26 protein-coding genes and 2 pseudogenes are annotated in these 22516 nt (G+C 39.1%); 6 read left to right on the forward strand and 22 right to left on the reverse strand.

Annotation, left to right across the window (positions count from 1 at the left end; all coding sequences use genetic code 11):
* Positions 1–208: 208 nt before the first annotated feature.
* The 17 genes from ACWYN3_RS25150 to ACWYN3_RS25230 form a co-directional block, all read right to left on the reverse strand.
* On the reverse strand, positions 209–1537 hold the full coding sequence (locus ACWYN3_RS25150; protein WP_456216830.1) for a transglycosylase SLT domain-containing protein: 1329 nt from the start codon (positions 1535–1537) through the stop codon (positions 209–211).
* A 44-nt stretch (positions 1538–1581) separates the two neighbouring features.
* Positions 1582–2022 (reverse strand): amidase family protein, encoded by a 441-nt coding sequence (locus tag ACWYN3_RS25155; protein ID WP_456216831.1) that lies wholly within the window; start codon positions 2020–2022, stop codon positions 1582–1584.
* Entirely contained in the window at positions 2004–2597 is a 594-nt protein-coding gene (locus tag ACWYN3_RS25160; protein ID WP_456216832.1) for an amidase, read from the reverse strand. Before ACWYN3_RS25160 ends, ACWYN3_RS25155 begins: the two co-directional genes overlap by 19 nt.
* A complete protein-coding gene (locus tag ACWYN3_RS25165; protein ID WP_456216833.1) occupies positions 2500–3015 on the reverse strand; it encodes an amidase family protein in 516 nt (171 codons plus the stop codon). The genes ACWYN3_RS25160 and ACWYN3_RS25165 overlap by 98 nt, the downstream gene beginning before the upstream one ends.
* Before the next feature lie 38 nt (positions 3016–3053).
* The gene (tatA, locus tag ACWYN3_RS25170; protein ID WP_456216834.1) at positions 3054–3254 is read right to left on the reverse strand and encodes a twin-arginine translocase TatA/TatE family subunit; all 201 of its coding nucleotides are present in this window, start codon (positions 3252–3254) and stop codon (positions 3054–3056) included.
* Positions 3255–3264: 10 nt separating this feature from the next.
* Positions 3265–3663, reverse strand: a complete 399-nt coding sequence (locus ACWYN3_RS25175; protein WP_456216835.1) for a Sec-independent protein translocase subunit TatA/TatB — start codon at positions 3661–3663, stop codon at positions 3265–3267.
* 133 nt (positions 3664–3796) lie between these two features.
* Positions 3797–5059 (reverse strand): murein hydrolase activator EnvC family protein, encoded by a 1263-nt coding sequence (locus tag ACWYN3_RS25180; RefSeq protein WP_456216836.1) that lies wholly within the window; start codon positions 5057–5059, stop codon positions 3797–3799.
* A 22-nt stretch (positions 5060–5081) separates the two neighbouring features.
* The gene (locus tag ACWYN3_RS25185) at positions 5082–5873 is read right to left on the reverse strand and encodes a DUF4292 domain-containing protein (RefSeq protein WP_456216837.1); all 792 of its coding nucleotides are present in this window, start codon (positions 5871–5873) and stop codon (positions 5082–5084) included.
* A complete protein-coding gene (locus ACWYN3_RS25190; RefSeq protein ID WP_456216838.1) occupies positions 5848–7296 on the reverse strand; it encodes a tetratricopeptide repeat protein in 1449 nt (482 codons plus the stop codon). The genes ACWYN3_RS25185 and ACWYN3_RS25190 overlap by 26 nt, the downstream gene beginning before the upstream one ends.
* Before the next feature lie 9 nt (positions 7297–7305).
* Entirely contained in the window at positions 7306–7737 is a 432-nt protein-coding gene (dut, locus tag ACWYN3_RS25195) for a dUTP diphosphatase (protein WP_456216839.1), read from the reverse strand.
* 76 nt (positions 7738–7813) lie between these two features.
* Positions 7814–8542 (reverse strand): lipopolysaccharide biosynthesis protein, encoded by a 729-nt coding sequence (locus ACWYN3_RS25200; RefSeq protein WP_456216840.1) that lies wholly within the window; start codon positions 8540–8542, stop codon positions 7814–7816.
* Positions 8539–8946: a hypothetical protein gene (locus ACWYN3_RS25205; protein ID WP_456216841.1), complete on the reverse strand. Its 408-nt coding sequence runs from the start codon at positions 8944–8946 to the stop codon at positions 8539–8541. Before ACWYN3_RS25205 ends, ACWYN3_RS25200 begins: the two co-directional genes overlap by 4 nt.
* A 107-nt stretch (positions 8947–9053) precedes the next feature.
* A complete protein-coding gene (locus ACWYN3_RS25210) occupies positions 9054–9317 on the reverse strand; it encodes a lipopolysaccharide biosynthesis protein (protein WP_456216842.1) in 264 nt (87 codons plus the stop codon).
* A 30-nt stretch (positions 9318–9347) separates the two neighbouring features.
* Positions 9348–9539, reverse strand: a complete 192-nt coding sequence (locus tag ACWYN3_RS25215; RefSeq protein WP_456216843.1) for an acylphosphatase — start codon at positions 9537–9539, stop codon at positions 9348–9350.
* Positions 9540–9652: 113 nt separating this feature from the next.
* Positions 9653–10600: an NAD(P)H-dependent flavin oxidoreductase gene (locus ACWYN3_RS25220; RefSeq protein ID WP_456216844.1), complete on the reverse strand. Its 948-nt coding sequence runs from the start codon at positions 10598–10600 to the stop codon at positions 9653–9655.
* Positions 10601–10627: 27 nt separating this feature from the next.
* Positions 10628–11077 carry an amidohydrolase family protein gene (locus tag ACWYN3_RS25225; RefSeq protein ID WP_456216845.1) on the reverse strand — a complete coding sequence of 150 codons (450 nt, stop codon included), beginning with the start codon at positions 11075–11077 and terminating at the stop codon, positions 10628–10630.
* Between the two features lie 59 nt (positions 11078–11136).
* The gene (locus ACWYN3_RS25230; RefSeq protein WP_456216846.1) at positions 11137–11805 is read right to left on the reverse strand and encodes an amidohydrolase family protein; all 669 of its coding nucleotides are present in this window, start codon (positions 11803–11805) and stop codon (positions 11137–11139) included.
* Positions 11806–12834: 1029 nt separating this feature from the next.
* Here ACWYN3_RS25230 and rluF point away from each other — a divergent pair.
* The 5 genes from rluF to ACWYN3_RS25255 all read left to right on the forward strand — a co-directional run bounded on the left by rluF (position 12835) and on the right by ACWYN3_RS25255 (position 15866).
* Entirely contained in the window at positions 12835–13584 is a 750-nt protein-coding gene (gene rluF, locus ACWYN3_RS25235; protein ID WP_456216847.1) for a 23S rRNA pseudouridine(2604) synthase RluF, read from the forward strand.
* On the forward strand, positions 13562–13918 hold the full coding sequence (locus ACWYN3_RS25240) for a hypothetical protein (protein WP_456216848.1): 357 nt from the start codon (positions 13562–13564) through the stop codon (positions 13916–13918). Before rluF ends, ACWYN3_RS25240 begins: the two co-directional genes overlap by 23 nt.
* 171 nt (positions 13919–14089) lie before the next feature.
* Positions 14090–15118 (forward strand): 23S rRNA (adenine(2503)-C(2))-methyltransferase RlmN, encoded by a 1029-nt coding sequence (gene rlmN / locus ACWYN3_RS25245; protein ID WP_456223147.1) that lies wholly within the window; start codon positions 14090–14092, stop codon positions 15116–15118.
* 51 nt (positions 15119–15169) lie between these two features.
* Positions 15170–15670: a ComF family protein gene (locus ACWYN3_RS25250; protein ID WP_456216849.1), complete on the forward strand. Its 501-nt coding sequence runs from the start codon at positions 15170–15172 to the stop codon at positions 15668–15670.
* On the forward strand, positions 15621–15866 hold the full coding sequence (locus ACWYN3_RS25255) for a ComF family protein (RefSeq protein ID WP_456216850.1): 246 nt from the start codon (positions 15621–15623) through the stop codon (positions 15864–15866). The genes ACWYN3_RS25250 and ACWYN3_RS25255 overlap by 50 nt, the downstream gene beginning before the upstream one ends.
* Positions 15867–16166: 300 nt before the next feature.
* On the opposite strand, the gene ACWYN3_RS25260 is transcribed toward ACWYN3_RS25255, so the two are convergent.
* The 5 genes and pseudogenes from ACWYN3_RS25260 to glyA form a co-directional block, all read right to left on the reverse strand.
* The gene (locus ACWYN3_RS25260; RefSeq protein ID WP_456216851.1) at positions 16167–16556 is read right to left on the reverse strand and encodes a response regulator; all 390 of its coding nucleotides are present in this window, start codon (positions 16554–16556) and stop codon (positions 16167–16169) included.
* Positions 16557–16566: 10 nt separating this feature from the next.
* The gene (locus ACWYN3_RS25265) at positions 16567–17085 is read right to left on the reverse strand and encodes an ATP-binding protein (protein ID WP_456216852.1); all 519 of its coding nucleotides are present in this window, start codon (positions 17083–17085) and stop codon (positions 16567–16569) included.
* Positions 17082–18116 (reverse strand): PAS domain S-box protein, encoded by a 1035-nt coding sequence (locus ACWYN3_RS25270; RefSeq protein WP_456216853.1) that lies wholly within the window; start codon positions 18114–18116, stop codon positions 17082–17084. Before ACWYN3_RS25270 ends, ACWYN3_RS25265 begins: the two co-directional genes overlap by 4 nt.
* Entirely contained in the window at positions 18059–18940 is an 882-nt protein-coding gene (locus ACWYN3_RS25275; RefSeq protein WP_456216854.1) for a GAF domain-containing protein, read from the reverse strand. Before ACWYN3_RS25275 ends, ACWYN3_RS25270 begins: the two co-directional genes overlap by 58 nt.
* A gap of 19 nt (positions 18941–18959) precedes the next feature.
* Positions 18960–20234, reverse strand: a pseudogene (gene glyA / locus ACWYN3_RS25280) (serine hydroxymethyltransferase).
* A gap of 285 nt (positions 20235–20519) precedes the next feature.
* Here glyA and dxs point away from each other — a divergent pair.
* Positions 20520–22462: pseudogene (gene dxs / locus ACWYN3_RS25285) on the forward strand (1-deoxy-D-xylulose-5-phosphate synthase).
* Positions 22463–22516: the final 54 nt, after the last annotated feature.

The raw sequence follows: 22516 nt of genomic DNA on the forward strand, positions 1-22516 counted from the left end.
TAATACGCGCTCAAAAAAAATGCAAGTTTCGAATAAATTTAAGAGAAGTCGTAACTATGAGTATAAGCGAGTATTTATTTCTATCGAAAAACAATATTAAACGACCTTAACCTATGCTTTTTTCAAATGAATGCACAAAACGAATATGGATAAATATTTTAGTAATAAGATATATTGGGTATTAATGAACAAAAAGAACAAGGCTATTTTATAGCCTTTCTGATGCTCTTGAGCCTGATTTTCCTTTGGCTTTATAAGAAATGTATTTCTTGCCCGATTTGCTGTCTGCTGCTTTTGAAGCTGCAGATTTATGGGATACAATTAACCTTTGTCCGGGAACAATACTGCTTCCCTTTAAGTTATTCCACACTTTTAAGTCCTGAACTTCTACATGATACTGATCAGCAATTGTACTCAAATTCTGACCAGCACCAACCTTATGGTATTGTGCCGCATGTCTGCTCTGACCAACCTCTTTCTGCTTTTTATGAAGTCTTCTGTCATCATTAGATGCAAGGATAACTCTTGTACTGGTTTCTACCGTATTGTTATTCAGCACTTCATAAATACCCGCAAAATTAGCAAGGCTCACTTTAGGTATAATAATTCGTTTAGGCTCATCTAATGATCCGTTTACGATTTTTTTCTTGTAAGAAGGATTCAAAGTAAACAGATCATTTTCTTCCATCGCCAATGCCTGCGCCAGTTCTGGCAAAGAAACAAAACGGCTGACCTGGATTGTATCTGTTTTAATAGCAAATAATGATTTTTGCGCTTTGATCTGGTGTTTATCCGGACAATTCATTACATAAATTGCTGCAATAAAAGCGGGAACGTAATTACGTGTTTCTTGTGGCAGGAAAGGTCTGATCGCCCAGAAATCTCTTGAATGTGCTTTAGCAATAGCTCTGTTCACGTTACCTGTTCCACAATTATAAGCAGCAATAGCCAGCAGCCAGTCACCTAAATTCTTATAAGCATCCTTGAAATAAGCCGCGGCCGCATAACTAGCCTGAATAGGGTCTTTACGCTCATCTACGAAATTGTCCATACTTAACCCATAGTCTTTGGCTGTAGAAAACATAAACTGCCATAACCCTGTCGCACCGACCCTGGAAATAGCATGTGAGTTCATCGAAGATTCTATGATTGGCAAAAACTTAAGTTCCATTGGAACATCATAAGCTTTCAGTGCATTTTCAAAAATCGGGAAATAGTATTCAGAAAGACCAAGCATTTTGCCCATCATGTCTTTCCTTGCACTGTAGATATCAATATAACGCTGTACTGATTCATTGTAACTCAAAGGAATATCTCTTTGAATCGAATCCAGACGTTTTTTATACGAGAAATTATAATTGTAGAATAATGGATTTTCTAATACCTCAGGTACTGCGGTGGTATCACCAGAGTAAGTTGTAGAAAGGAAGCTGATTGGAGAAATGGAATCCAGCCTGTTGATCTTTTGTTGCGCGCTGCTATTGAAGGCTGCGAGGATAAAAACACAAATTGAGAGGATAAGTACATTTCTTTTCATAGGCGAACCTTGCAATTAAGCAATTGTAATCTTTGGTTTATAATTCAGGAAGCGCTTAAATTAGTAAAACTTTTCGATAAAGACAGCAAAGTCCTCTCTTCAAAGTGTTTAGCCATTAGTTGAAGACTTAACGGCAAACCTGATGTATTATTGCCCAAAGGGACAGCTATTGCCGGAACTCCGGTTAATGAAGCCAGTACAGTAAAGATATCCGCCATATACATCACCAGAGGATCTTGTATATTTTCACCGATTTTAAACGGTGGCGTTGGTGCAACAGGCGTTAGGATCACATCAAAATCTACAAAAAGTGCTTCGATCTTTTCTCTGATCAAACGTCTTACCTGCTGTGCTTTTTGATAATAGGCATCATAATATCCTGCGCTCAGTACAAAAGTACCCAGTAAGATCCTTCTCTTAACTTCTTCCCCAAAACCTTCTGCTCTTGATTTTTTATACAGTACATTCAGATTCTCTGCCTGCAAATTACGGTGACCATAATGTACACCATCATATCTGGACAGATTAAAGAAGCTTCAGCAGCTGTTAATACATAATAAGCCGGAACAAGATAATCGAGCAGGTCAAAAGATACATATTCAACAGTATGACCTTGTTCTTTAAATTCTTCAATAGCTTTAAGGATCGCGGCTTTAATATCCGGATCAAGCGCTTCACTTTCCAGCGTCTCTTTCAATACGGCAATCTTCTTTGGGGAAACATTGTCCAGTTCAGAAAGATAAGCGGGAACAGGTAAACGGGATACGGTACTATCATCTTCATCAGCACCTGCCAGTACTTCTAAAAGTAATGCAGCGTCACTAACTGAAGAAGTAATCGGGCCAACCTGATCAAAAGAAGAGGCATAAGCAATCACACCGTATCTTGAAATACGTCCGTAAGTTGGTTTCAAACCAAAACAACCACAAAATGCTGCAGGCTGCCTGACAGAACCACCAGTATCAGTACCCAGTGCAGATAAGCACATATCGGCTTGTACTGCAACAGCAGAACCTCCGGAGGAACCACCGGCTACTCTTTCTTTCTGTATCTGCGGCATTTCTTACCGTGCCATAATAAGATGTTTCATTGGAACCACCCATTGCAAATTCATCACAGTTTGTTCTGCCAATGATAATTGCATCTTCCTGGATTAACCGTGTGACAACGGTAGAAGAATAAGGTGAAATAAATCCTTCGAGCATTTTTGAAGAGGCACTGGTTATATGGTCTTTATAAAGAATATTATCCTTGATACCAATAACCATACCTGCCAGCTTACCGGCTGTACCATTGTCTATTTTTTGCTGAACGTTAATTGCTTGTTTTTTCGCAGAATCGACAAACACCTCATTGAATACATTGAGGTGTTTCTGTGTTTCTATTTGCGTAAAATAATAGTCGAGCAAATCAGGAAGATCAAGCTTTTTTTGCGCAATAAGTGCTTGTATCTCTGATAGAGAGTTATACTTCTTCAATTATAATGAGGGATTGAGGATTAAAAATTCAAATAAACCTATGATGGTTTATGTGTATTGTTAGGATCAAGAGGATCATTATCTGCTCCGTCTTTACCGTCTTTGAATTCTTTAACGCCTTTACCCAGTCCACGCATTAGTTCAGGGATTTTTTTACCGCCAAAAAGCAGTAAAACAACTACCAAAATAATGATGATCTCTGGAGTACCCAGTGCTGCTAATATTGTTGTGTTTAACATGGTTATTGAGTTAAATTTTGTTTTTTTCTATGTCTGATGGTGTTTCTGCCGCTGGTGTTTCCGTGTGCAATGCACTTGGTACTTCCGTATGTACTGCAGTTGGCGCTGAAGGATCAATATGCACTGAAGAATTGGCATCATGAGCTTCTGTACCAGTTTTTGGAGTAGATGGATAAGCAGCATCAGTAGCCCTGATCTCGTCATCGATATCCATTGCATTGATGTTCCGGTGAATTTCTCTCTTCACCCCTTCTGAGGCATCCTTAAAATCTCTGATCCCTTTTCCTAATCCTCTTGCCAGTTCAGGTAGTTTTTTACCACCGAACAACAATAATACTACTGCCAGGATAAGCATGATTTCTCCGCCACCCATATTTAAAAAAAATTCTAATACTATTCCAGTATACATATCAATTCAATTATTATACTAACAAATATAAACATTTTTCAAGTGCACCTATTGCATTTTATGTCAGTTCTAATGGCTTTCTAATGTCATTAAACTGATACAAATCAGATGCACGTTACAAACACCCTGTTAATTATCTTGCAATCCACGCTTCAGGATTCAGTTTTGACTGTCCCCGCATAATCTCAAAATGCAGAACAGCTCCGTCAGATGTCGTTGCAACCGTACCGATAGTCTGGCGGGTATTTACTTTTTCTCCTTTTGACACACTTGACGATTTCAGGTTCTGATAAATCGTGAAATACTCACCATGACGTATAGCCACTACATAAATACCTTGTATTATTCTTACAAACAATACTTCTCCATCAAATACCGCATGTACAGCAGCTCCGTCACTGGTCAGGATATTTACACCATCATTGGTATAACTTGCCTGCCCCTCTGTATGTCTTCCAAACCCTTCTGTAACTGACCCGCTAACCGGAGAAGGTAACCGACCCCTGTTATTTTCAAACCCCGCAGATAATCTTGCTGCTTCTGGTGTTGCACTCAGGTAATTACCGGTAGGTTTAGCTTTTTCTACAGGAACAGGTTTACTTTCCGCCTTTGCTTTTGCAGCTGCCCTTGCTGCTGCAATCCTCGCCTCCTCTTCTGCTTTCTTTCTTGCCAAAGCAATCTCCCGGTTAATCGCATTTCTGATCTCACGGTCAATTGCTGCCTGTTGTTTTTTCCTTCTCGCTATATCTCTGCCAAACTGCTTTTCCTGTTTACTGAACTGGTTCAGTACGGTAGCCTGCTCATGTTTGTTTTTTGCCAGTTTACTTTGCTCAGTTTCCTGTTCATGCAGTAAATTGCTCTTTGCTTTCAAACTTTTATCCAGCACCACAATCTTATAATTCAGGTTCTTTTCAGTCCCCTGGATGTAATCGGCCTGTTTTTTACGATACTGACCAAATTGCTGTAAATATTTTATCCTTTTATAAGCCTGATTAAAGTCACGTGCAGCAAAAATAAACATCATTTTATCGTATGAATTTTTATTGCGCTGTGCAAATCTGATCATTCCGGCATATTCTTTTTTAAGTTGCGCCAGCTGACCCTGCAATGAATGTACGGTGTTTTTATTCTCATGGATCTCATTATCCAGATTTTTTATCTCTGAATTGATGACCGTGATTTTACTCTGCATCAGGCTGATCTTAGTGCTTAACGCACGTATCTCACTCAGTGTAAGTTTTTTACCCTGTGCAGCCTTGTTCAGGTTTTTCTGTAAAAGTTCAATTTCACGTTGGATAGCTTCCTTTTTTCTCTTTAACTGAGAACTGCTCTGGGCAAAGCCCGTTGACGCAAACGTGATAAACAAAAGAAACAAAAGTAATTTGTGTAGCTTCATTGCATCAAAAATATAAAAAAAATTAGTTTATTATCTCAAACCTTTTAGGAAGAGTAAACGGAAAATCAAGTTGGACATTGCGTTCTATTTTCGAAAAGTCAAATGCCAGATTGGTTTTCTTAGTGCCAGACATAGAATTGATTTTCACCACAGAAGGAAATAATGCATCCGTCACCTGCTGATAATCGGAGTAAACAACCTTAAGTGATTTTCCCGCTCTTACTTCATTCATATTCAGTTCTGAGGTCTTCAGCAAAGTATTAAACAATACCCTGAATGCAAGTTCACCCTGAGAACCTTTAGCCGTAAATATACCCGCATCAGAATCCAGCGTAGCCTGATCATTTGTAAATTCAGCAATTGTATTTCCTGAAAGGATAGATTGCAGCATCTTAAAAGTAACCTGTTTGCTGGTAAAACTGTTCAGATAACTGAATGGCTTTTTAACGCCTACAGATTGTAAATTGTTACGTAAAAAAACACTGTCCGGTGTAATCAGTGCCCTGGCCACTTCAATTCCGGCAATAGCTGTCACACTAGCCCAGATTTTCTGATCTTTCTGAATTCGGATGGTCATGCTCACATTATTGACATTACCGTTCATATCCAGACTTACTTTTCCTTTAAGTGACAGGGTGTTAAAAGGAATATCTTTTCCTTTCAACAGCGATAAATTCTCCGCTTTCTTGTTATTCACCACCGGTGTAACAGCAACATCAGGTGCTTTGACAATAGATTTCTTCGTTTTGCAGGCTATTACAGTGCTGAATAGCAAAAGAATCAGCAGGCTATTTCGTAAAGTACTTTTTCTCATTTATTTTTCTTTTTAGCAAGGAAGAATCATTCCCCGCATCCAGTGATTTCTTCCATTGAATTAAAGCATCATCAGCTGCTCCTGTATTGAATAAAATATCTCCGTAATGCTCCAGGTAAACACTGTTTTCAGCTTCATTGTTCTGCAAGGCCTTTTCTATCCATAACTTTGCAAGATCATATTTCCCCATTTTAAATAAAATCAGGGCATAAGTATCTGCTATAGAAGCATCATGAGGCAATGCTTTAGCTGCCATAGCAATCAAAGATACCGCTTTATCAAGGTTCTCATTCCTTAACGCCAGGTAATAGGCATAATTGTTCATAATCAGAAAATTCTGGGGGTCCAGCTTTACAGCCTTCTCAAAAGAAGCATCCGCAGCAGCAGATTTACCCTGATCGATCAGTATTTCTGCTTGCAGGGCCAGAATCAATGCCTGCAATTCTTTATTTTCACCATCCAGTGCCATTGCCGACCTGATATTTTCCAATGCCCCTTGATTTTGATCTTCACGATGCAGGGCGAAGGCCATATAATAGTATAAAATAGCTTGATTCGGATAGACCGACAAGGCATCTTCCCCAATGGCGATCATCTGTTTATATTGTCCCATCAGAATAGAGATATTAAGAACTTTCTCCCATACCCCATAGAGCTGATCCGTTAATTTTAAAGCTTTTTTATAATAACTGAGTGCTGCCGGAAGATTTCCGGTTTCATACAATACATCACCATAAAGTGCCAGAAAAAGCGGATCATCCTGATGCGTACCAGCAATATTCTCCAATACTTTGGAGGCTGCTGAAAATTTCTTTTGTGAAAGGTACAAGGTCGCGGCAGCCATAGCCTCAGTTGCATTTGCCGGAGCAGCATTTACCTGCGATACACCTGTAATTCTTTGACGGGCTCTGGTCAGTGATTCGGACGGGCCGAATTTCTTTTCCAACAAAGCATAAGCAGCCAATGCTTCTTCTTTCCTGCCGGATAATGCCATTGCATTGGCACGATCAAACTGGTAACTCTGCTGATTTGGTACAAGGCGGATCAGTTGATCAAAAACTGGAATCAGGCGATCCATGCTTCCGGTACTTTTATAAAGCTCAGCCAGTAATTTCCAGTACCAGGAATTATCCTTGTCAAGATTGACCGCATTTTTTATAGCTGCTTCGGCTTCAGGCATTTTATTCTGTCTGAAGTTTAACAAAGCTATTTCATACCATGCCGCAGCATTACCTGCGTCAATAGTCGTTATTTTACTAAAACTTTCATTGCTCTTTGCGTAGTTCTCTTTGAGCTTATCGCTCAGACCAGCAAAAAAAAGTTGTTTAATGAGTAAACTATCCCTGGCAGAAACCGGTGTCTTCTGTGCAACCGATTGTAGTGACAAGGTTAGTATACTGCATAAAACAACGATCCTGTTCATTGATATGGTTTATTTACCAGTATGTCCGTAACCACCTTCACCACGTGCGGTGTCGCTTAATTCTTCTGCACTTTCCCAGGTAATGGTCTCATGTTTTGAAATCACCATTTGTGCAATACGATCTCCATTGTTAACCACAAAATCAGTATCCGAAAGATTGATTAATAATACTTTGATTTCTCCACGGTAATCAGCATCAATAGTGCCCGGAGAATTCACAATGCTGATTCCATGTTTATAAGCTAAACCACTGCGCGGACGGATCTGTGCTTCATATCCTACAGGTAATTCAATATGCAAACCTGTTGGCACCAAAATACGCTGCATTGGTTTGATCACTAGCTCTTCAGTTACAAAAGCCCTCATATCCATACCCGCAGCATGAGCTGTTTCATATTGAGGCAATGCTAATCCTGATTTGTTAATAATGTTAATCTTCATCTTGTTGTATTTATTTATTATTAAAGCCCCTTAAACGGGCTCCTGTTATTTTCTTTTTTTGAGCAGGGTTACCCCTTTATTTCCCTCTAGCCAGAAGTGCCTTTACTTCATCCTTTTCAACATAAGCTATCCCGGCAAAGAACAGCACCAGTAATCCATTACCAATATAGATATTCCTGTTAAATACCCAGAAAGATAGAATCACAATAATTACTGACGTGATCAGATAAGCCAGAATCCTGTTTAGTTTATAAGGAATCGGATAATACTTCTGTCCCAATATATAAGACATCACCATCATTACAAAATAAGCCAGCATAGAAACCCATGCAGAAACATATATATAGCTATATTTTGGAATCAGTACAAAATTAAACACAATGGTAATCACTGCACCGATCATCGAGAGATATAAACCAAACCGGGTCTGGTCTGATAACCTGTACCAGATAGAGAGGTTCATATAAATACCCAGGCAGACATACCCAAATAGCAGGTAAGGAACTGCTGGCAGTCCTGACCAGTACTGAGCCGTATGCGCTGCATCTCCTTTGATGAAGTATTTCAGAATTTCAATATTCGCGACTAAACCAACAAATAATAGCGAAAGTGCAATTACAAAATAATGAAGGATTGTAGCATAGGTTTTCCTTGCATTCTCATGTTTCGCATGACTAAAAAAGAACGGTTCGGCCCCCAGTCTGAATGCCGTAATAAAAATACTCAGGAAAATGGCAATTTTGCAAACTGCCCCGTATATCCCTACATCAATATCAGCAACTGCTTTTGGCAATAGTTTACTCAATACAATCTTATCCAGGTTTTCATTGATAATAATAAGTTAGCTACCAAAATAGGCCAGCTATAAGATATCATCTTAAAAAACAGATCCTTATCAAATTTAAACCTGATCTGCATGAATTCAGGTAATAACAATAAAAAGGTAAGCAGACTTGCAACCAGGTTAGAGATAAAAACATAGCCTACCCATTGATAGTGGTACCAGCTCTCAAACCAGCCAGCCAGAGGCCAGTTGTGTTTAATTATTGCTGGAATCACAAAGATGAAGACAAGATTCAGCCCTACAAAACTCCCGATATTCAGGAATTTGATCACACTGTATCTAAACGCTTTATTGTCTGCACGAATTTTAGCGAATGGGATCACACAGATCGCATCCACAAACAAGATTCCGACAAAGTACTTCACATATTTTTGATAATCCTGTACCTGTGAAGCTTCTCCATTGTTAATCCAGGAGGCGATCGAGGTTGAAAAAACAGAGCCAGTGATCAGAAATAATCCAGCGATGAAAGCTATACAGATAAAAGATTGTTGTATACAGCATCCTTTTTATCCTCATGCTTATTCAAGTATCTGAAATACGTACTTTCCATCCCAAAAGCAAGCACCGCATTGATTAGCGAGGCATAGCTAAAAAGTTTGGTCAAAATACCAAACGTACCGGGCAAATAGGCCCTGACATAAATAGGAGTTAATATAAAGTTGAGTAACCTGGATAATATGGTACTCACACCATATACTGCGGTCTGACCTAAAAACTTTTTTAAAACTGACACTTGGTATGGTTAAACGGAGAATAAAGCATTTTATTTCTTAATGATTTCAAAATTACGATAGTTTTTCAGTTCTCCCGGCGTGATCTCCACCTTTTCTATTTTCGCACGGTCCGGCCCTTCGTTGCACCATTCTTCGAAAATATCCAGCAGCGTATCATCACCTTCAGCTTCGATATACAAACTACCGTCTTTCTCATTTTTGATCATTCCGCGAACACCCATCTGATCTGCTACTACTTTTGTGGTATATTGAATCCCCCACTCCCTGCACTGTTCCTGTTATTCTTATAACTATATGTTTCATCTCTATATTTTAATTTAAATGTTCATCAATTTTAATAATTAAACTGACTAACCCTGCTTTTCTCTGTTAAAAACCCCTGCCATATTTCATCTAAAATAACCGCAGCTGGTCTAACCTCTTTTAGCAAAGCCGAAACCTGGCCAATCTCCAGTTCACCCTCTTCTAAATTTCCTTCAAACATACCTAATTTTGCTCTTGCACGCCCTAACAAGCCCTTTAATGTTTCGACATCAGCTCCTTCGGCCTCAGCGGCAGCGATCGCGCCTTCAAAAGAATTCTTCAATAACCTTACCGGAACCAATTTTTGCATCCTTAACTTAGTATCCCCTTCTGCTGCACCGATAATCCGCTGTTTAAACTCAGGGTGAGCCGAAGACTCTTCAGCAACCGCAAAAGCAGACCCTACCTGTACCCCATCGGCCCCTAATGCCATTGCTGCTAACATACTCCGTCCCGAGGAAATCCCTCCTGCTGCAATGACTGGAATTTTTACCGCATCCACAATCATAGGAATCAGGCACATGGTTGTTGTCTCTTCCCTTCCATTATGTCCGCCTGCTTCAAATCCTTCCGCAACAATCGCATCCACTCCGCTTGCCTCAGCTTTTAAAGCAAATTTCGTATTAGAAACTACGTGCACCACCGTTATATTTTCGGCTTTCAGAAATCCTGTCCATGCTGCCGGATTACCAGCCGAAGTAAATACAATTTTCACCCCTTCTGCAACCAGGATCTGCATGATCTCTTCTACATTCGGATAAAGAAGCGGTACATTCACCGCAAATGGTTTGTCAGTAGCTGCTTTTAATTGCTGAATATGTCCGCGTAAAACTTCCGGATACATAGAACCTGCGCCTATAATCCCCAGGCCGCCAGCCTTTGATACTGCCGCCGCCAGCTTCCAGCCACTGCACCAGATCATGCCCGCCTGAATAATCGGGTATTGAATCTTAAATAAAGAGGTAATACGATTTGACATATATGTATATTATATTCTTTTTATAAATTATACTATCCTTTGAATTCGTGTATTTGCAGTGATCAGCCCATCCTCCAGCTGTTCAATTAAATTCACACCTGGTTTTTTTCCCTTTTCGAAACTCCCCAGCTGCGTATCCAACCCCAGAAAAAATGCCCCGTTAAGCGTAGCCCAGCGTAGCAACTCCTCAAAAGAAACCTGCTTATGCTCCTGTAAAGTCTTCATTTCCGCTAAAATACTCAACTGATGATTACTGGCTAAACTATCCGTTCCCAAAGTCATTGTAACCCCGGCATCCTTCAATAAAGACACATCAGGTAATCTATTTTCAATATACAAATTCGCATTCGGGCATAAACACCAATAAAGCTTTGTATGCTGCCCCATTGCAAATTCAACATCTTCCTTACTCGTAAAAGTATTATGAACCAGTAACGTTTTGGCATCTGCCGATAAAAGCGGTAAATAGCTTTGCAAAGAAGTTTTCCCCTTCGGTTCAAAGAAGCCAATATCCAGTCCTAAAAACTCATATAACTTCAGAAAGTGCCCTTGTTTAGCTTCAAAAAAAACAAATTCTCATCTACAGTTTCCTGGTTATGTATTGAGACTGATTCATTTGCACTGCCTGACTCCCTGCGAATTTCTCCAAACAGTTCTTCTGAAACAGAATAAGGAGCATGCGGAACAATCGTAGCTCTTAATGGCAGAAAACCATCCCGAATTTCAATTGCTTTTTCAATAATCTCATTTGCCCGTCCGGGATTAAAGCCCATAGCCTCAACAAAAGTATGATAGTAAATCTTACTTAAAAGCTTCACCCCTTTCGAGGAAATCTGGTTTGAAATATCGCCCGTGGCAACAATACCATTTGCATACATTTCAGCATCCGCGAGCTTCATTGCTTCCTCAATTTCAATTTCAGAAGCCTGTCTTTGCTGCATAACCTGCTGCACAAAACCAGGTAACCCCGTATGTTCCGGTATTTTCCCGGCAAGATGTGACAATTCTAAATGACAATGTGTATTAATCAATCCTGGTACCAGAACCCCATCATAATACTTTATATCCTTAATATTTAGTACTTCCCCTTCCTGCGCGCTCAATACAGCTGTAATAATACCATCATCGCTGACTGCAATTATTCCATTTTCTAAAGGTGCATCACTAACCGGGTATATCCATTTTGCCGACAAATAAGAACTCATATTTACAAATTACGGTTATTCCTTTCAAAGCCTAAAAAAATTCATCAATGAGCTAAAGAAAAGATAATGAACAGTAGTAGAAAAGTGTCTTAAAAGGGCATTAAAAGGACATTGAAAGGGGGTTAGAAGGACCAGGGTCATTGCAAGGTCCTTCCAACGTCCTTCCAACCCCCTCTCAACGTCCTTTCAACACGGTTTCAGACCCTTGTTCTAACCCTATTTCTACGCCGAACCGTATGCTCTAAGTTTGACCAGAAACAGATCAAAACAGACATCCTGGAGCTTCGTAAAACTGCCTATCCGAAGAACAACTACAAACATTAACCCTTAGGCTATTATCCATAAATCAGCAATCCTTAATTATCCAAAAAACAACTACAAACAGCAATCCTCAGGTTATTATCCATAAATCAGCAATCCTTAATTATCCAAAAAACAACTACAAACAGTAACCCTTAGGTTATTATCCATAAATCAGCAATCCTTAATTATCCAAAAAACAACTATAAACAGTAACCCTTAGGCTATTATCCATAAATCAGCAATCCTTAATTATCCAAAAAACAACTACAAACAGCAACCCTCAGGTTATTATCCATAAATCAGCAATCCTTAATTATCCAAAAAACAACTATAAACATTAACCCTTAGGCTATTATCCATAAATCAGCAATCCTTAATTATCCAAAAAACATTCATCCTCAACTATTCTTAAATAGCAATCCTTAAATCATCATCTAAAAAAACAGCAATCCATAAATCTGCATCCAACACCTTCCCCCCCAACTGAGGTCTGGTTGTCTCTTCTTATATCTAAGGAGTCAATGATATCTCAACCATGCTATCCGATTTACAAGTTTACACCATGAAATTCTTATCAAAACAGCTGCTGATTTCGAAGCATATTTGCTTCGCAGAAGCAAATCCAGCAAGAAACAGCAGCTGTTTTGATAAGAATTACGGTATAAACTTTAATTTTGATAGCATATGTGAGGATAAATTGATTACTTTGTAAAAAGAAATACTACTATGTCCGATTCTACTACCCGATTAAATAAATACATTAGTGAAAGCGGCATGTGCTCGCGCAGAGCAGCAGACAGATACATTGAACAGGGGAATGTGTTTATTAATGGCAGAAAAGCCAAAGTCGGCGACCAGGTTTACTTCGGTGATCTGATTACGGTAAACGGACAAACTATTGAGCCTAAAGAAGTAGACAACTCAATTTTACTTGCCTTTAACAAGCCTGTCGGTGTTACAAGTACCACTGAAGCTGGTGTAAAGAGCAATATTGTTGACTATGTAAACCATAGCGAAAGAGTTTTCCCAATCGGAAGACTAGATAAAGATTCGCAGGGATTAATCTTCATGACTAACAACGGGGATCTTGTCAACAAAATCCTTCGTGCCGGTAACAACCACGAAAAAGAATACCTGGTAACGGTTAACAAACCACTTACTGATCAGTTTATTACAAACATGGCAAAGGGAGTACCTGTTTTAGGGGTAATGACCAAGAAATGTAAAGTAACTAAAGAAAGTCCTTTTATCTTCAAGATTACTTTGATTCAGGGCTTAAACAGACAAATCAGACGAATGTGTGAGCATTTCGGTTTTGAGGTGACCAAACTGGAGCGTATTCGTATTATGAATATCAACCTTAAAGGTCTTCCTATCGGCGAATGGAGAGAATTTACTCCTGAAGAGCTGACTGAAATCCATAATATGATTGCAAAATCAAGTTCTGTAGAACATGCTGCTGCAAAGAGTTGTTAAAAAAACAAAAACAGCTGCCGCAGCTGCTCCTGAAGAAGTTAACGTAACTCCAGCAAAAGCATTCAGAGCAAGACCAGCTGGTCCATCAAAAGGAAAAGCACCAAGAGCAGCATCTCCAAGGGGAGAAAGAGGCGAACGGGCTGAAAGAGGTGAAAGATCTGAGAAACCTGCCAGAGCATCTAAAGCAAAACCAGCATCTGGTTCTTCTTCATTTAAAGCTCCCGCTGCTACAAATGACTGGAATAAAAGCAATGGCCCAAGCAGAAGATCGGTCAGACCAACAAAGGGAAGATCAGGTTCCGCACCTGCAAAAACCAAAAGTCCGAAACGTTAGTATTAAGAATATCAATCCATTATTTGTGACCTTAGCTGATTAAAACCCGGTTAAGGTCATACAAATTTCATAACTTACTAAAAACAAGTAAGTTCCAACGAAAAATTGGGTGGCTTATTATTTTTAGGTAGCTTTGCACCAAATGCTAGTAATAACTAAAACTGAACTGATATCCGTTCTCTGAGTCTTATCCAGCTTCAGCAGCACTTTACTGAAATGAAAGAACCCGCTTACCGGGCCAAACAGGTTTACCAATGGCTCTGGGAAAAATCTGCGCGTTCTTTTGAAGAAATGAGTAACCTGTCTAAAGACTTGAGAAAGAAATTAGATGAGAATTATACCATCAATGCAGTTGAAGTAAACAACACTCAGTTTAGCAATGACCAGACGATTAAGAACACTTTTCGCTTATACGATGGAAACATCGTTGAGGGTGTATTAATTCCAATGGAAGAACGGATGACTGCCTGTGTAAGCTCTCAGGTAGGCTGTAGCTTAAGCTGTAAGTTCTGTGCAACAGGTTATATGGATAGAAAACGTAATCTTAATGCGGACGAAATCTATGATCAGGTTGTACTGATTGATCAGCAGGCTAAATTGAACTACAATGCCCCACTGACCAATATCGTATATATGGGCATGGGCGAGCCATTACTGAACTATGCCAATGTCATGAAGTCCATAGAGCGGATTACTGCTCCGGATGGTTTAAACATGTCTTATAAAAGAATTACCGTTTCTACTGCTGGTATTGCCAAAATGATCAGGAAACTGGGTGATGATGGTGCTAAATTCAATCTTGCGCTTTCACTGCATGCTGCGGATGACAAGAAAAGAAATGAAATCATGCCGATCAATGAACAGAATACTTTAAAAGTTCTGGCAGACGCATTAAAATACTATTTCGCTAAAACAAAAAACCCGGTTACCTACGAATATATTGTCTTCAATGATTTCAATGATGAAATTCAGGATGCGATGGATTTAGCAAAATTCTGTAAACATGTACCTTGTAAAGTTAACCTGATCGAGTACAATCCGATTCAGTTTGCAGATTACATTAATGCCGAGGGAGATAAGATCGATGCTTTCTCTAATTATCTGAAAAGTCAGGGTGTGAATACAAATATCCGACGCAGCCGTGGTAAAGATATTGATGCTGCTGCCTGTGGACAACTTGCTGTAAAAGACCAGGCTTAGTACCTGTTTAAATTTAACCAGTTTCTGATAGATCAGGGTTACATTGCAATAATGTCCCTGATCAAACAAATTACTTCCGATTTTTTCCACCTGCTGTTCCCCAAATGCTGTAATGCATGTGGCACACAACTCTTTTATGGTGAAAAATGTGTCTGTACTCATTGTTTGTACGACCTTCCCTATACTGATTTTCATCTTTACCCGGACAACCCCGTTGCTAAACTATTTTGGGGAAGGATACATTGCCATGAAGTAATGGCTTTGTTATATTTTAAAAAAGGTACAAAAGCTCAAAACCTGATTCATCATTTAAAATACAAAGGACAGATCGATGCAGGATTCATGCTTGGGCGTATGATTGGTGAAAAACTATTATCTACCGGGTCATACCATAAAGCAGATTTGATTATCCCTGTTCCTCTTCATCGAAAAAAAGAAAATAGCAGAGGTTACAATCAGAGAGTGTATTGCGGATGGGGTAGCTCAGGTTTTACAGCTTCCTGTGATCACTGGATTGCTAAAGCGAAAGATCCAAACGGATACGCAAACTAAAAAAAGCAGGTATAACCGTTTTGAGAATATGCAAAATGTGTTTGAGATCAAACAGCCTCATAAACTGGAAAACCAGCACGTATTACTGATTGATGATGTCATTACAACTGGTTCTACGCTTGAAGCTTGCAGCAAAATACTACTGGATAGCGGGTTAAAGAAACTCTCTATTGCGGCGGCAGCTTATGCTGAATAAAAATATTTATAATAAAACCAAGATCTTGAATAACATTTCTATTTTCTGCTCGTTTATATATTCGAGAGCGTTAATTTAGATGGTAAGGGTCGATATTTTCTTCATAGAAATATCGGCCCTTTATCTTTTGATAGCAAATCGATTTTATTTTTTATAAAAAAATCATTTTATTTCAAACAATATGCTTGCTCAATCGTTTAAATACTGAGAGCGTTAATTAATTTAGGGGTCGGAATTCTTTAAGGGAATTCCGGCTCTTTATTTTTTACAGCCTGTTTGCTTAAGGAAATTTTCTACTCTTTATTCTTTGGAAAGAAATCCAAAAAGTAATTTTTTAATCTCTTCTGGATTAAACGGTTTTAGCACATGACCATTCATCCCGCATTCCTGGAATTTATAATGATCATTTTTAAGTGTAGAAGCGGTCAGTGCAATAATAGGTACATTTTTATAATATGATCCGCTGATATCTCTTATAATACCAGTAGTTTCAAAACCATCTATTCCGGGCATTTTAATATCCATGAAGATCAGATCATAACTTTCTGTCATAATCTTCTCTATAGCTTCATAACCATTAATAGCTGCTTCGATCTCCAGCCCCCATTTACTTAAAATACGTTTTGCAATTAGAATATTAATCTCATTATCATCCACTACCAGTATTTTTTTACCTACAAAAAAACTCATTTCTGTATTATTACCAGAGAGAAGCAGAGAGCTCTGCCGCTTTACTGAATGCGATCTCAAAAGAAAAGGTTGTCCCCTCTCCCTCTGTACTATCGACAATAATATCAGAGTTAAACATCTGAAGCAGTTTTTTTGTAATGGCCAACCCCAAACCCGTTCCCCCATATTTTCTGGAGATATCTGTTTTAGCCTGGGTGAAAGTCTCGAATATATAGTTCTGCTTGTCTTTAGGTATCCCTATTCCATTATCTACAATTTCAAACCGAATAACGGCCTGTTCCTGCGTCTCCCCCGAAAGGGTAAGCTTCAGCTGTACGTCTCCATTTTCCGTGAATTTTATGGCATTCCCTAAAAAATTCATCAGAATCTGGTACAAACGGTTTTTATCTCCGGAAAGCAATGAGGGTATAAGCGGATCAAAAACGAGATTTAACTGGTTGCCTTTTTTTCTTACGTTTACCTGTAAAGAATTGATAATGTCATTTGCCAGTGTTTTCAGATTGAAAGGAAAAACTTCCAGCTCCATCATCTACCAGTCTCCATTTTCGTGAAATCCAGAATATCATTAATGATATGTAATAGATTCTCTCCCGAAAATTTCAGAATATTGAGATCATCAATCTGAGAAATTTTAGGATCATTATCCAATAAAAGATGGGTCATACCAATCACCGCATTTAAAGGGGTACGGATCTCATGGCTCATCACAGAGAGAAACATTTCCTTGGCTTCACTCAGCTTCAGGGCTTGTTCTTTGGCCTCTATCATTTCCTTTTCTATCTGTTTACGTTGTGTAATATCAGATATCAGATCTATTTGTCTTTCAACCTTCCCTTTATTATTAATAATAGGTGTGTTAGATACAGATAACCAGACCGTTGATCCATCCTTTTTTTCTGCCAGTACTTCTATTGTATAAGATTGATTGTTTTTACTCTTATCCCTTGAGGTGGAAATTAATTCCTGATCATAAAAATTTGGAGAAAGAATATTTCCTAAATGATGGCCGTATAACTCTTCTTTTTTATATCCGGTTAACTTTTCAAGCGATTGATTTACCCAGGTTGTAATCCCTTCGTTATCCTGGATATTTACACCTGTATTGGTCTTGCTTGCAACCATAGACAATACCTGGAGTTCTTCTTCTGCCCGTTTTTTATCGGTAATATCAATAATGATTTCGACCTCCATGTCCACATTACCCCTGTCATCCAATACAACCGTATTATAAACAGAGAGCCAGATTTCCTTTTTATCTTTTCGATAGGCCAGCATATCAATGGTAAAAGACTGACGTTGCTTAGTGAGCCTTCTGACTTCATCAATCAATTCCAAATCAGTATTCGGGCCAATAATCAAATCTCCAAGCCGCTTTCCACGAACATCTTCCAGACTGAATCCGGTTATCTTTTCAAAGGCAGCATTTACCCAGGTCACATGGTTGTCTGCATCATTGATAACGACGGCATTGTTTACTTTGCTCGCTACAAATGACAATCTCATCAGGTCACTTTCAATCTTTTTATTATCAGTGATATATCTCTGCCGTAGGTATACCATCTGCGGTTTTTAGAGACCAGCGACCAGCTGATCCAGCGGATAACTGCATCACGGCCAACTACCCGAAAATCAATATGAAGTTCTTTACGATTGCTTTTAAGTCCTTCTTCTATACTTTTTATAACCCGGGGAATATCTTCCGGGTAACATACATCCAGCAAACCTAATTCCATTGCTTCTTCAACAGTATAACCCAGCAAACGGGTAACTGCCTCATTGACAAACAAGACCTTCCCTCTAAAATCGAGGATACAATGTATTTCCGGCGAGACACCTGTGATATCAAGAAGCTCCTGACAACGTGAAACACTGGAACGGATCTGTTCATCCTTTTTTTTCAGTATCAGGTGTACGACAACTTCTTCGGCAATACTTTTCAGAATATCTTTCTGACTATCATTTAATTCACGGGGAACCAGATCAAATATACAGAGCGTTCCGAGCGCATAACCATTATCGTCAATCAACGGAGCACCTGCGTAATAGCGCACATGAGGCTCTGAACTGACTGCAGGATAATTAATGAAACGTTCATCCAGTAAAGTATCCGGTATTTCGAATACAGTATTTCCCTGGATTGTATACTCACAAAAAGATTGTTCACGTGGAAATTCCTTTACATCGGTGCCGATGGAGGATTTAACCCATTGCCTGTCTTTGTCAAGCAAAGAAATCAGGGCAATGGGTATATTAAATATTTGCGTCGCAAGCTTCGCCAGGTTATCAAAGCTTTTCTCTACAGGTGTATCAAGAATATTATAGGTGTACAAAGCACATAACCGCTCCTTTTCACTAGGTGATAATACTCCTGTATTTATTGGCATAATTGATTACCCGTATTGATTACTTGTATAATGGAAAACCAGCAACTAATTCAGTCACTTGTCTTCTCACTTCACTCAAATGGGCATCGTCTTCCGGATTAGTTAAAACCTGATCTATTAAATCAACAATTTTTCCCATTTCCTGCTCTTTAAAATCTCTGTTGTTGTAATTGCAGCGGTTCCTACGCGGATACCTGAAGTCACAAAAGGAGATTTATCGTCAAATGGCACCATATTCTTGTTCACGGTAATATCTGCTTTTTCAAGCGCATTTTCTGCAAGTTTTCCAGTTATATTTTTATTACGTAAATCGATCAGCATGAGGTGATTGTCTGTACCTCCTGAGATGATACCGTAACCTTTGTCCATAAATGCTTTCGCCATTGCCTTCGCATTAGCCTGTACCTGCTTAATATAAACCAGGTATTCATCACTTAAAGCTTCACCGAATGCAATTGCTTTTGCTGCAATAATATGTTCTAAGGGCCCGCCCTGAGTACCTGGAAAAACTGCCATATCTAAAACAGCTGACATCATTTTAGTTTCTCCTTTAGGAGTTTTCAGACCAAATGGGTTTTCAAAATCTTTACCCATCATAATCAGTCCGCCACGCGGGCCGCGCAATGTTTTGTGTGTAGTTGTGGTAACAAATATGACAATGAGGAAGCGGATTTGCTAATAGTCCTCTTGCAATCATTCCTGCAGGATGTGAAATATCAGCAAGAACCAATGCACCAATTTTATCAGCTACGCTACGGATAAATGCATAATCCCATTCTCTTGAATAAGCAGATGCACCGCAGATAATCAATTTCGGACGTTCAGCTAATGCTACTTCTTCCAATTTTGCGTAATCAATCAATCCATCTTCCTTTTTTACTCCGTAGAAAAATGGTTTGTATAATTTACCTGAAAAATTTACAGGAGAACCATGTGTTAAGTGTCCTCCGTGAGAAAGATCAAATCCAAGGATTTTGTCTCCTGGCTGTATAACAGCAAGCATCACAGCTGCATTAGCCTGTGCTCCTGAGTGCGGCTGAACATTAACCCATGCAGCGCCAAATAGTTTTTTTGCGCGTTCAATGGCAATATTCTCCACTTCATCAACAACCTGACATCCGCCATAATAACGTTTGCCTGGTAAGCCTTCAGCATATTTGTTAGTTAATACTGAACCCGCAGCTTCCATTACCTGTTTGCTTACAAAATTCTCTGAAGCAATCAGCTCAAGGCCGTTTTCCTGACGGTCTAATTCCCTGTCAATCAAATCAAAAATTAAAGTATCTCGTTCCATTTATCAAAGTATATTTCTGTAAAAATAATCATTTTCATTAGATTATAATTGTTTTTTAACGGTGATGAAACTACCGTGTGCTACTCGATTTCGATTATTTCGGTTTTTTTCCTGCTGCACAAGGTGGTTTCACCAGAAGCGACTTATGGTTTTTTTATTGATTTAAAGGGCCTCAATAATGTATCCTGTAAATCCAAAACGTTCCTGTTATTTGAATGACTATTATTTTGCGGTTATCTTAACTAAAATCCCGTACTTTGTATATTGTTGTCTATTAAACCCTGCATGGAAAACGTCAAAAATCCATTATTACCAAACATAAATTATCCTGCTGACTTAAAGCAGTATAAAGAAGATGATCTGGAGCAAAGCAAATCAGCCAGGAATTACGTCAGTATATCATTGATACCGTAAGTGTAAATGGCGGGCATTTCTCTTCCAGCCTTGGTGTTGTAGAGCTCACTGTCGCTTTACACTATGTCATGAATACCCCTTATGATAAATTAGTCTGGGATGTAGGCCATCAGGCTTACGGCCATAAAATCCTTACCGGAAGAAAATCTGTTTTTCATACAAACCGCCTGCTTAATGGGATCAGTGGTTTTCCGAATATCAGTGAAAGTGAATATGATACCATGGGTGTAGGTCACTCTTCTACTTCAATTTCTGCGGCATTGGGTATGGCTGTGGCTTCACAGTTAAAAGGAGAAAAAGATCGTCAGCATGTAGCCGTAATTGGTGATGGTGCAATGACTGCCGGACTTGCTTTTGAAGGACTTAATCATGCTGGAATTGAGAATTCAAATCTGCTGGTTATTCTGAATGATAACTGTATGTCTATTGACCCGAATGTTGGTGCACTTAAAGAATATCTCTAACCAGTATTACCACTTCCAAGTCATATAACCGGTTCAGAGAAGATATATCAAATGTATTGATCAAACTTTCTGAACTTGGCCCGAATGCGCATAAATTTGTTAAAAAGATAGAAAAAAGTATCAAAGGCACACTACTTAATCAGAGTAATCTCTTCGAGGCTTTAAATTTCAGATACTTCGGCCCGGTAGATGGCCATGATGTAAAAAAACTGGCATCTATTCTAAAAGACCTTAAAGATATTCCTGGCCCTAAACTATTACATTGTGTAACTGTTAAAGGAAAGGGATTTGCATTGGCTGAAAAAGATCAGACTAAATGGCATGCTCCGGGTCTTTTTGATAAAATTACCGGTGAAATTAAAAAATCTGTGGTTGATAAACCGCAACCGCCAAAATATCAGGATGTTTTTGGACATACACTGGTGGAACTTGCTGAGGCTAATAAAAATATTGTAGGTATTACTCCTGCTATGCCGTCTGGCTCATCTATGAATATCATGATGAAAGCTATGCCTGACCGTGCATTTGATGTCGGCATTGCCGAACAGCATGCGGTAACTTTTTCTGCCGGACTAGCGACTCAGGGGATGCTCCCATTCTGTAATATTTATTCCAGTTTTATGCAGCGTGCCTATGATCAGGTGATCCATGATGTTGCTATACAGAATCTGAATGTTGTTTTCTGTCTGGATCGTGCAGGTGTTGCTGGTGCAGATGGTGCTACGCATCATGGTGCCTATGACCTTGCTTATATGCGCTGCATTCCGAATATGACTGTTGCAGCTCCGATGAATGAAGAAGAATTAAGAAACCTGATGTATACCGCACAGCTGGAAAACATGGGGCCTTTTTCTATTCGTTACCCGAGAGGAAATGGAGTAATGACAGACTGGAAACGTCCTTTTAAAGCTATTGAAGTTGGAAAAGGCAGAAAAATATGCGACGGTGAAGAGGTTGCGATTCTGACTATCGGACATGTCGGCAATCGGCAAATTTGCTGTTGAAGCTTGTAAAGAACTGAATACTGAGGGTATCCACCCTGCTCATTACGATATCCGTTTTGTTAAACCTCTGGATGAGGCTTTATTACATGATGTATTTAAACGTTATAAAAAGATAGTTACTGTAGAAGACGGCTGCCTTCAGGGTGGAATGGGCTCTGCTGTACTGGAATTTATGGCCGATCATAATTACCAGGCAAATGTTATCCGTCTGGGTATGCCGGATGAGGTTGTTGAACATGGCGAACAACCTGAATTATGGGCAATTTGCGGTTATGATAAAGCTTCGATTATTGAAACTGTAAAAAAGATTGCGGTCGGCAGAACTACTGCGACCATTGCTTCTTAAAAACCGACCTCTGTTAAGGAGGGATTCTTTTAATATAAAAACAGCCCCCGGTTT

The organism is Pedobacter sp. NJ-S-72, assembly GCF_053890575.1.

What these genes read in the sequence shown, in the direction of transcription:
- ACWYN3_RS25150 (WP_456216830.1), bottom strand. Translation starts at nt 1,537, where the DNA reads ATGAAAAGAAATGTACTTATCCTCTCAATTTGTGTTTTTATCCTCGCA.
- ACWYN3_RS25160 (WP_456216832.1), bottom strand. Translation starts at nt 2,597, where the DNA reads ATGCCGCAGATACAGAAAGAAAGAGTAGCCGGTGGTTCCTCCGGAGGT.
- tatA (WP_456216834.1), bottom strand. Translation starts at nt 3,254, where the DNA reads ATGTTAAACACAACAATATTAGCAGCACTGGGTACTCCAGAGATCATC.
- ACWYN3_RS25175 (WP_456216835.1), bottom strand. Translation starts at nt 3,663, where the DNA reads ATGTATACTGGAATAGTATTAGAATTTTTTTTAAATATGGGTGGCGGA.
- ACWYN3_RS25180 (WP_456216836.1), bottom strand. Translation starts at nt 5,059, where the DNA reads ATGAAGCTACACAAATTACTTTTGTTTCTTTTGTTTATCACGTTTGCG.
- ACWYN3_RS25185 (WP_456216837.1), bottom strand. Translation starts at nt 5,873, where the DNA reads ATGAGAAAAAGTACTTTACGAAATAGCCTGCTGATTCTTTTGCTATTC.
- ACWYN3_RS25190 (WP_456216838.1), bottom strand. Translation starts at nt 7,296, where the DNA reads ATGAACAGGATCGTTGTTTTATGCAGTATACTAACCTTGTCACTACAA.
- dut (WP_456216839.1), bottom strand. Translation starts at nt 7,737, where the DNA reads ATGAAGATTAACATTATTAACAAATCAGGATTAGCATTGCCTCAATAT.
- ACWYN3_RS25215 (WP_456216843.1), bottom strand. Translation starts at nt 9,539, where the DNA reads ATGGGTGTTCGCGGAATGATCAAAAATGAGAAAGACGGTAGTTTGTAT.
- ACWYN3_RS25220 (WP_456216844.1), bottom strand. Translation starts at nt 10,600, where the DNA reads ATGTCAAATCGTATTACCTCTTTATTTAAGATTCAATACCCGATTATT.
- ACWYN3_RS25230 (WP_456216846.1), bottom strand. Translation starts at nt 11,805, where the DNA reads ATGAGTTCTTATTTGTCGGCAAAATGGATATACCCGGTTAGTGATGCA.
- rluF (WP_456216847.1), top strand. Translation starts at nt 12,835, where the DNA reads ATGTCCGATTCTACTACCCGATTAAATAAATACATTAGTGAAAGCGGC.
- ACWYN3_RS25240 (WP_456216848.1), top strand. Translation starts at nt 13,562, where the DNA reads ATGCTGCTGCAAAGAGTTGTTAAAAAAACAAAAACAGCTGCCGCAGCT.
- ACWYN3_RS25250 (WP_456216849.1), top strand. Translation starts at nt 15,170, where the DNA reads ATGTCCCTGATCAAACAAATTACTTCCGATTTTTTCCACCTGCTGTTC.
- ACWYN3_RS25260 (WP_456216851.1), bottom strand. Translation starts at nt 16,556, where the DNA reads ATGAGTTTTTTTGTAGGTAAAAAAATACTGGTAGTGGATGATAATGAG.
- ACWYN3_RS25265 (WP_456216852.1), bottom strand. Translation starts at nt 17,085, where the DNA reads ATGATGGAGCTGGAAGTTTTTCCTTTCAATCTGAAAACACTGGCAAAT.
- ACWYN3_RS25270 (WP_456216853.1), bottom strand. Translation starts at nt 18,116, where the DNA reads ATGGTATACCTACGGCAGAGATATATCACTGATAATAAAAAGATTGAA.
- ACWYN3_RS25275 (WP_456216854.1), bottom strand. Translation starts at nt 18,940, where the DNA reads ATGCCAATAAATACAGGAGTATTATCACCTAGTGAAAAGGAGCGGTTA.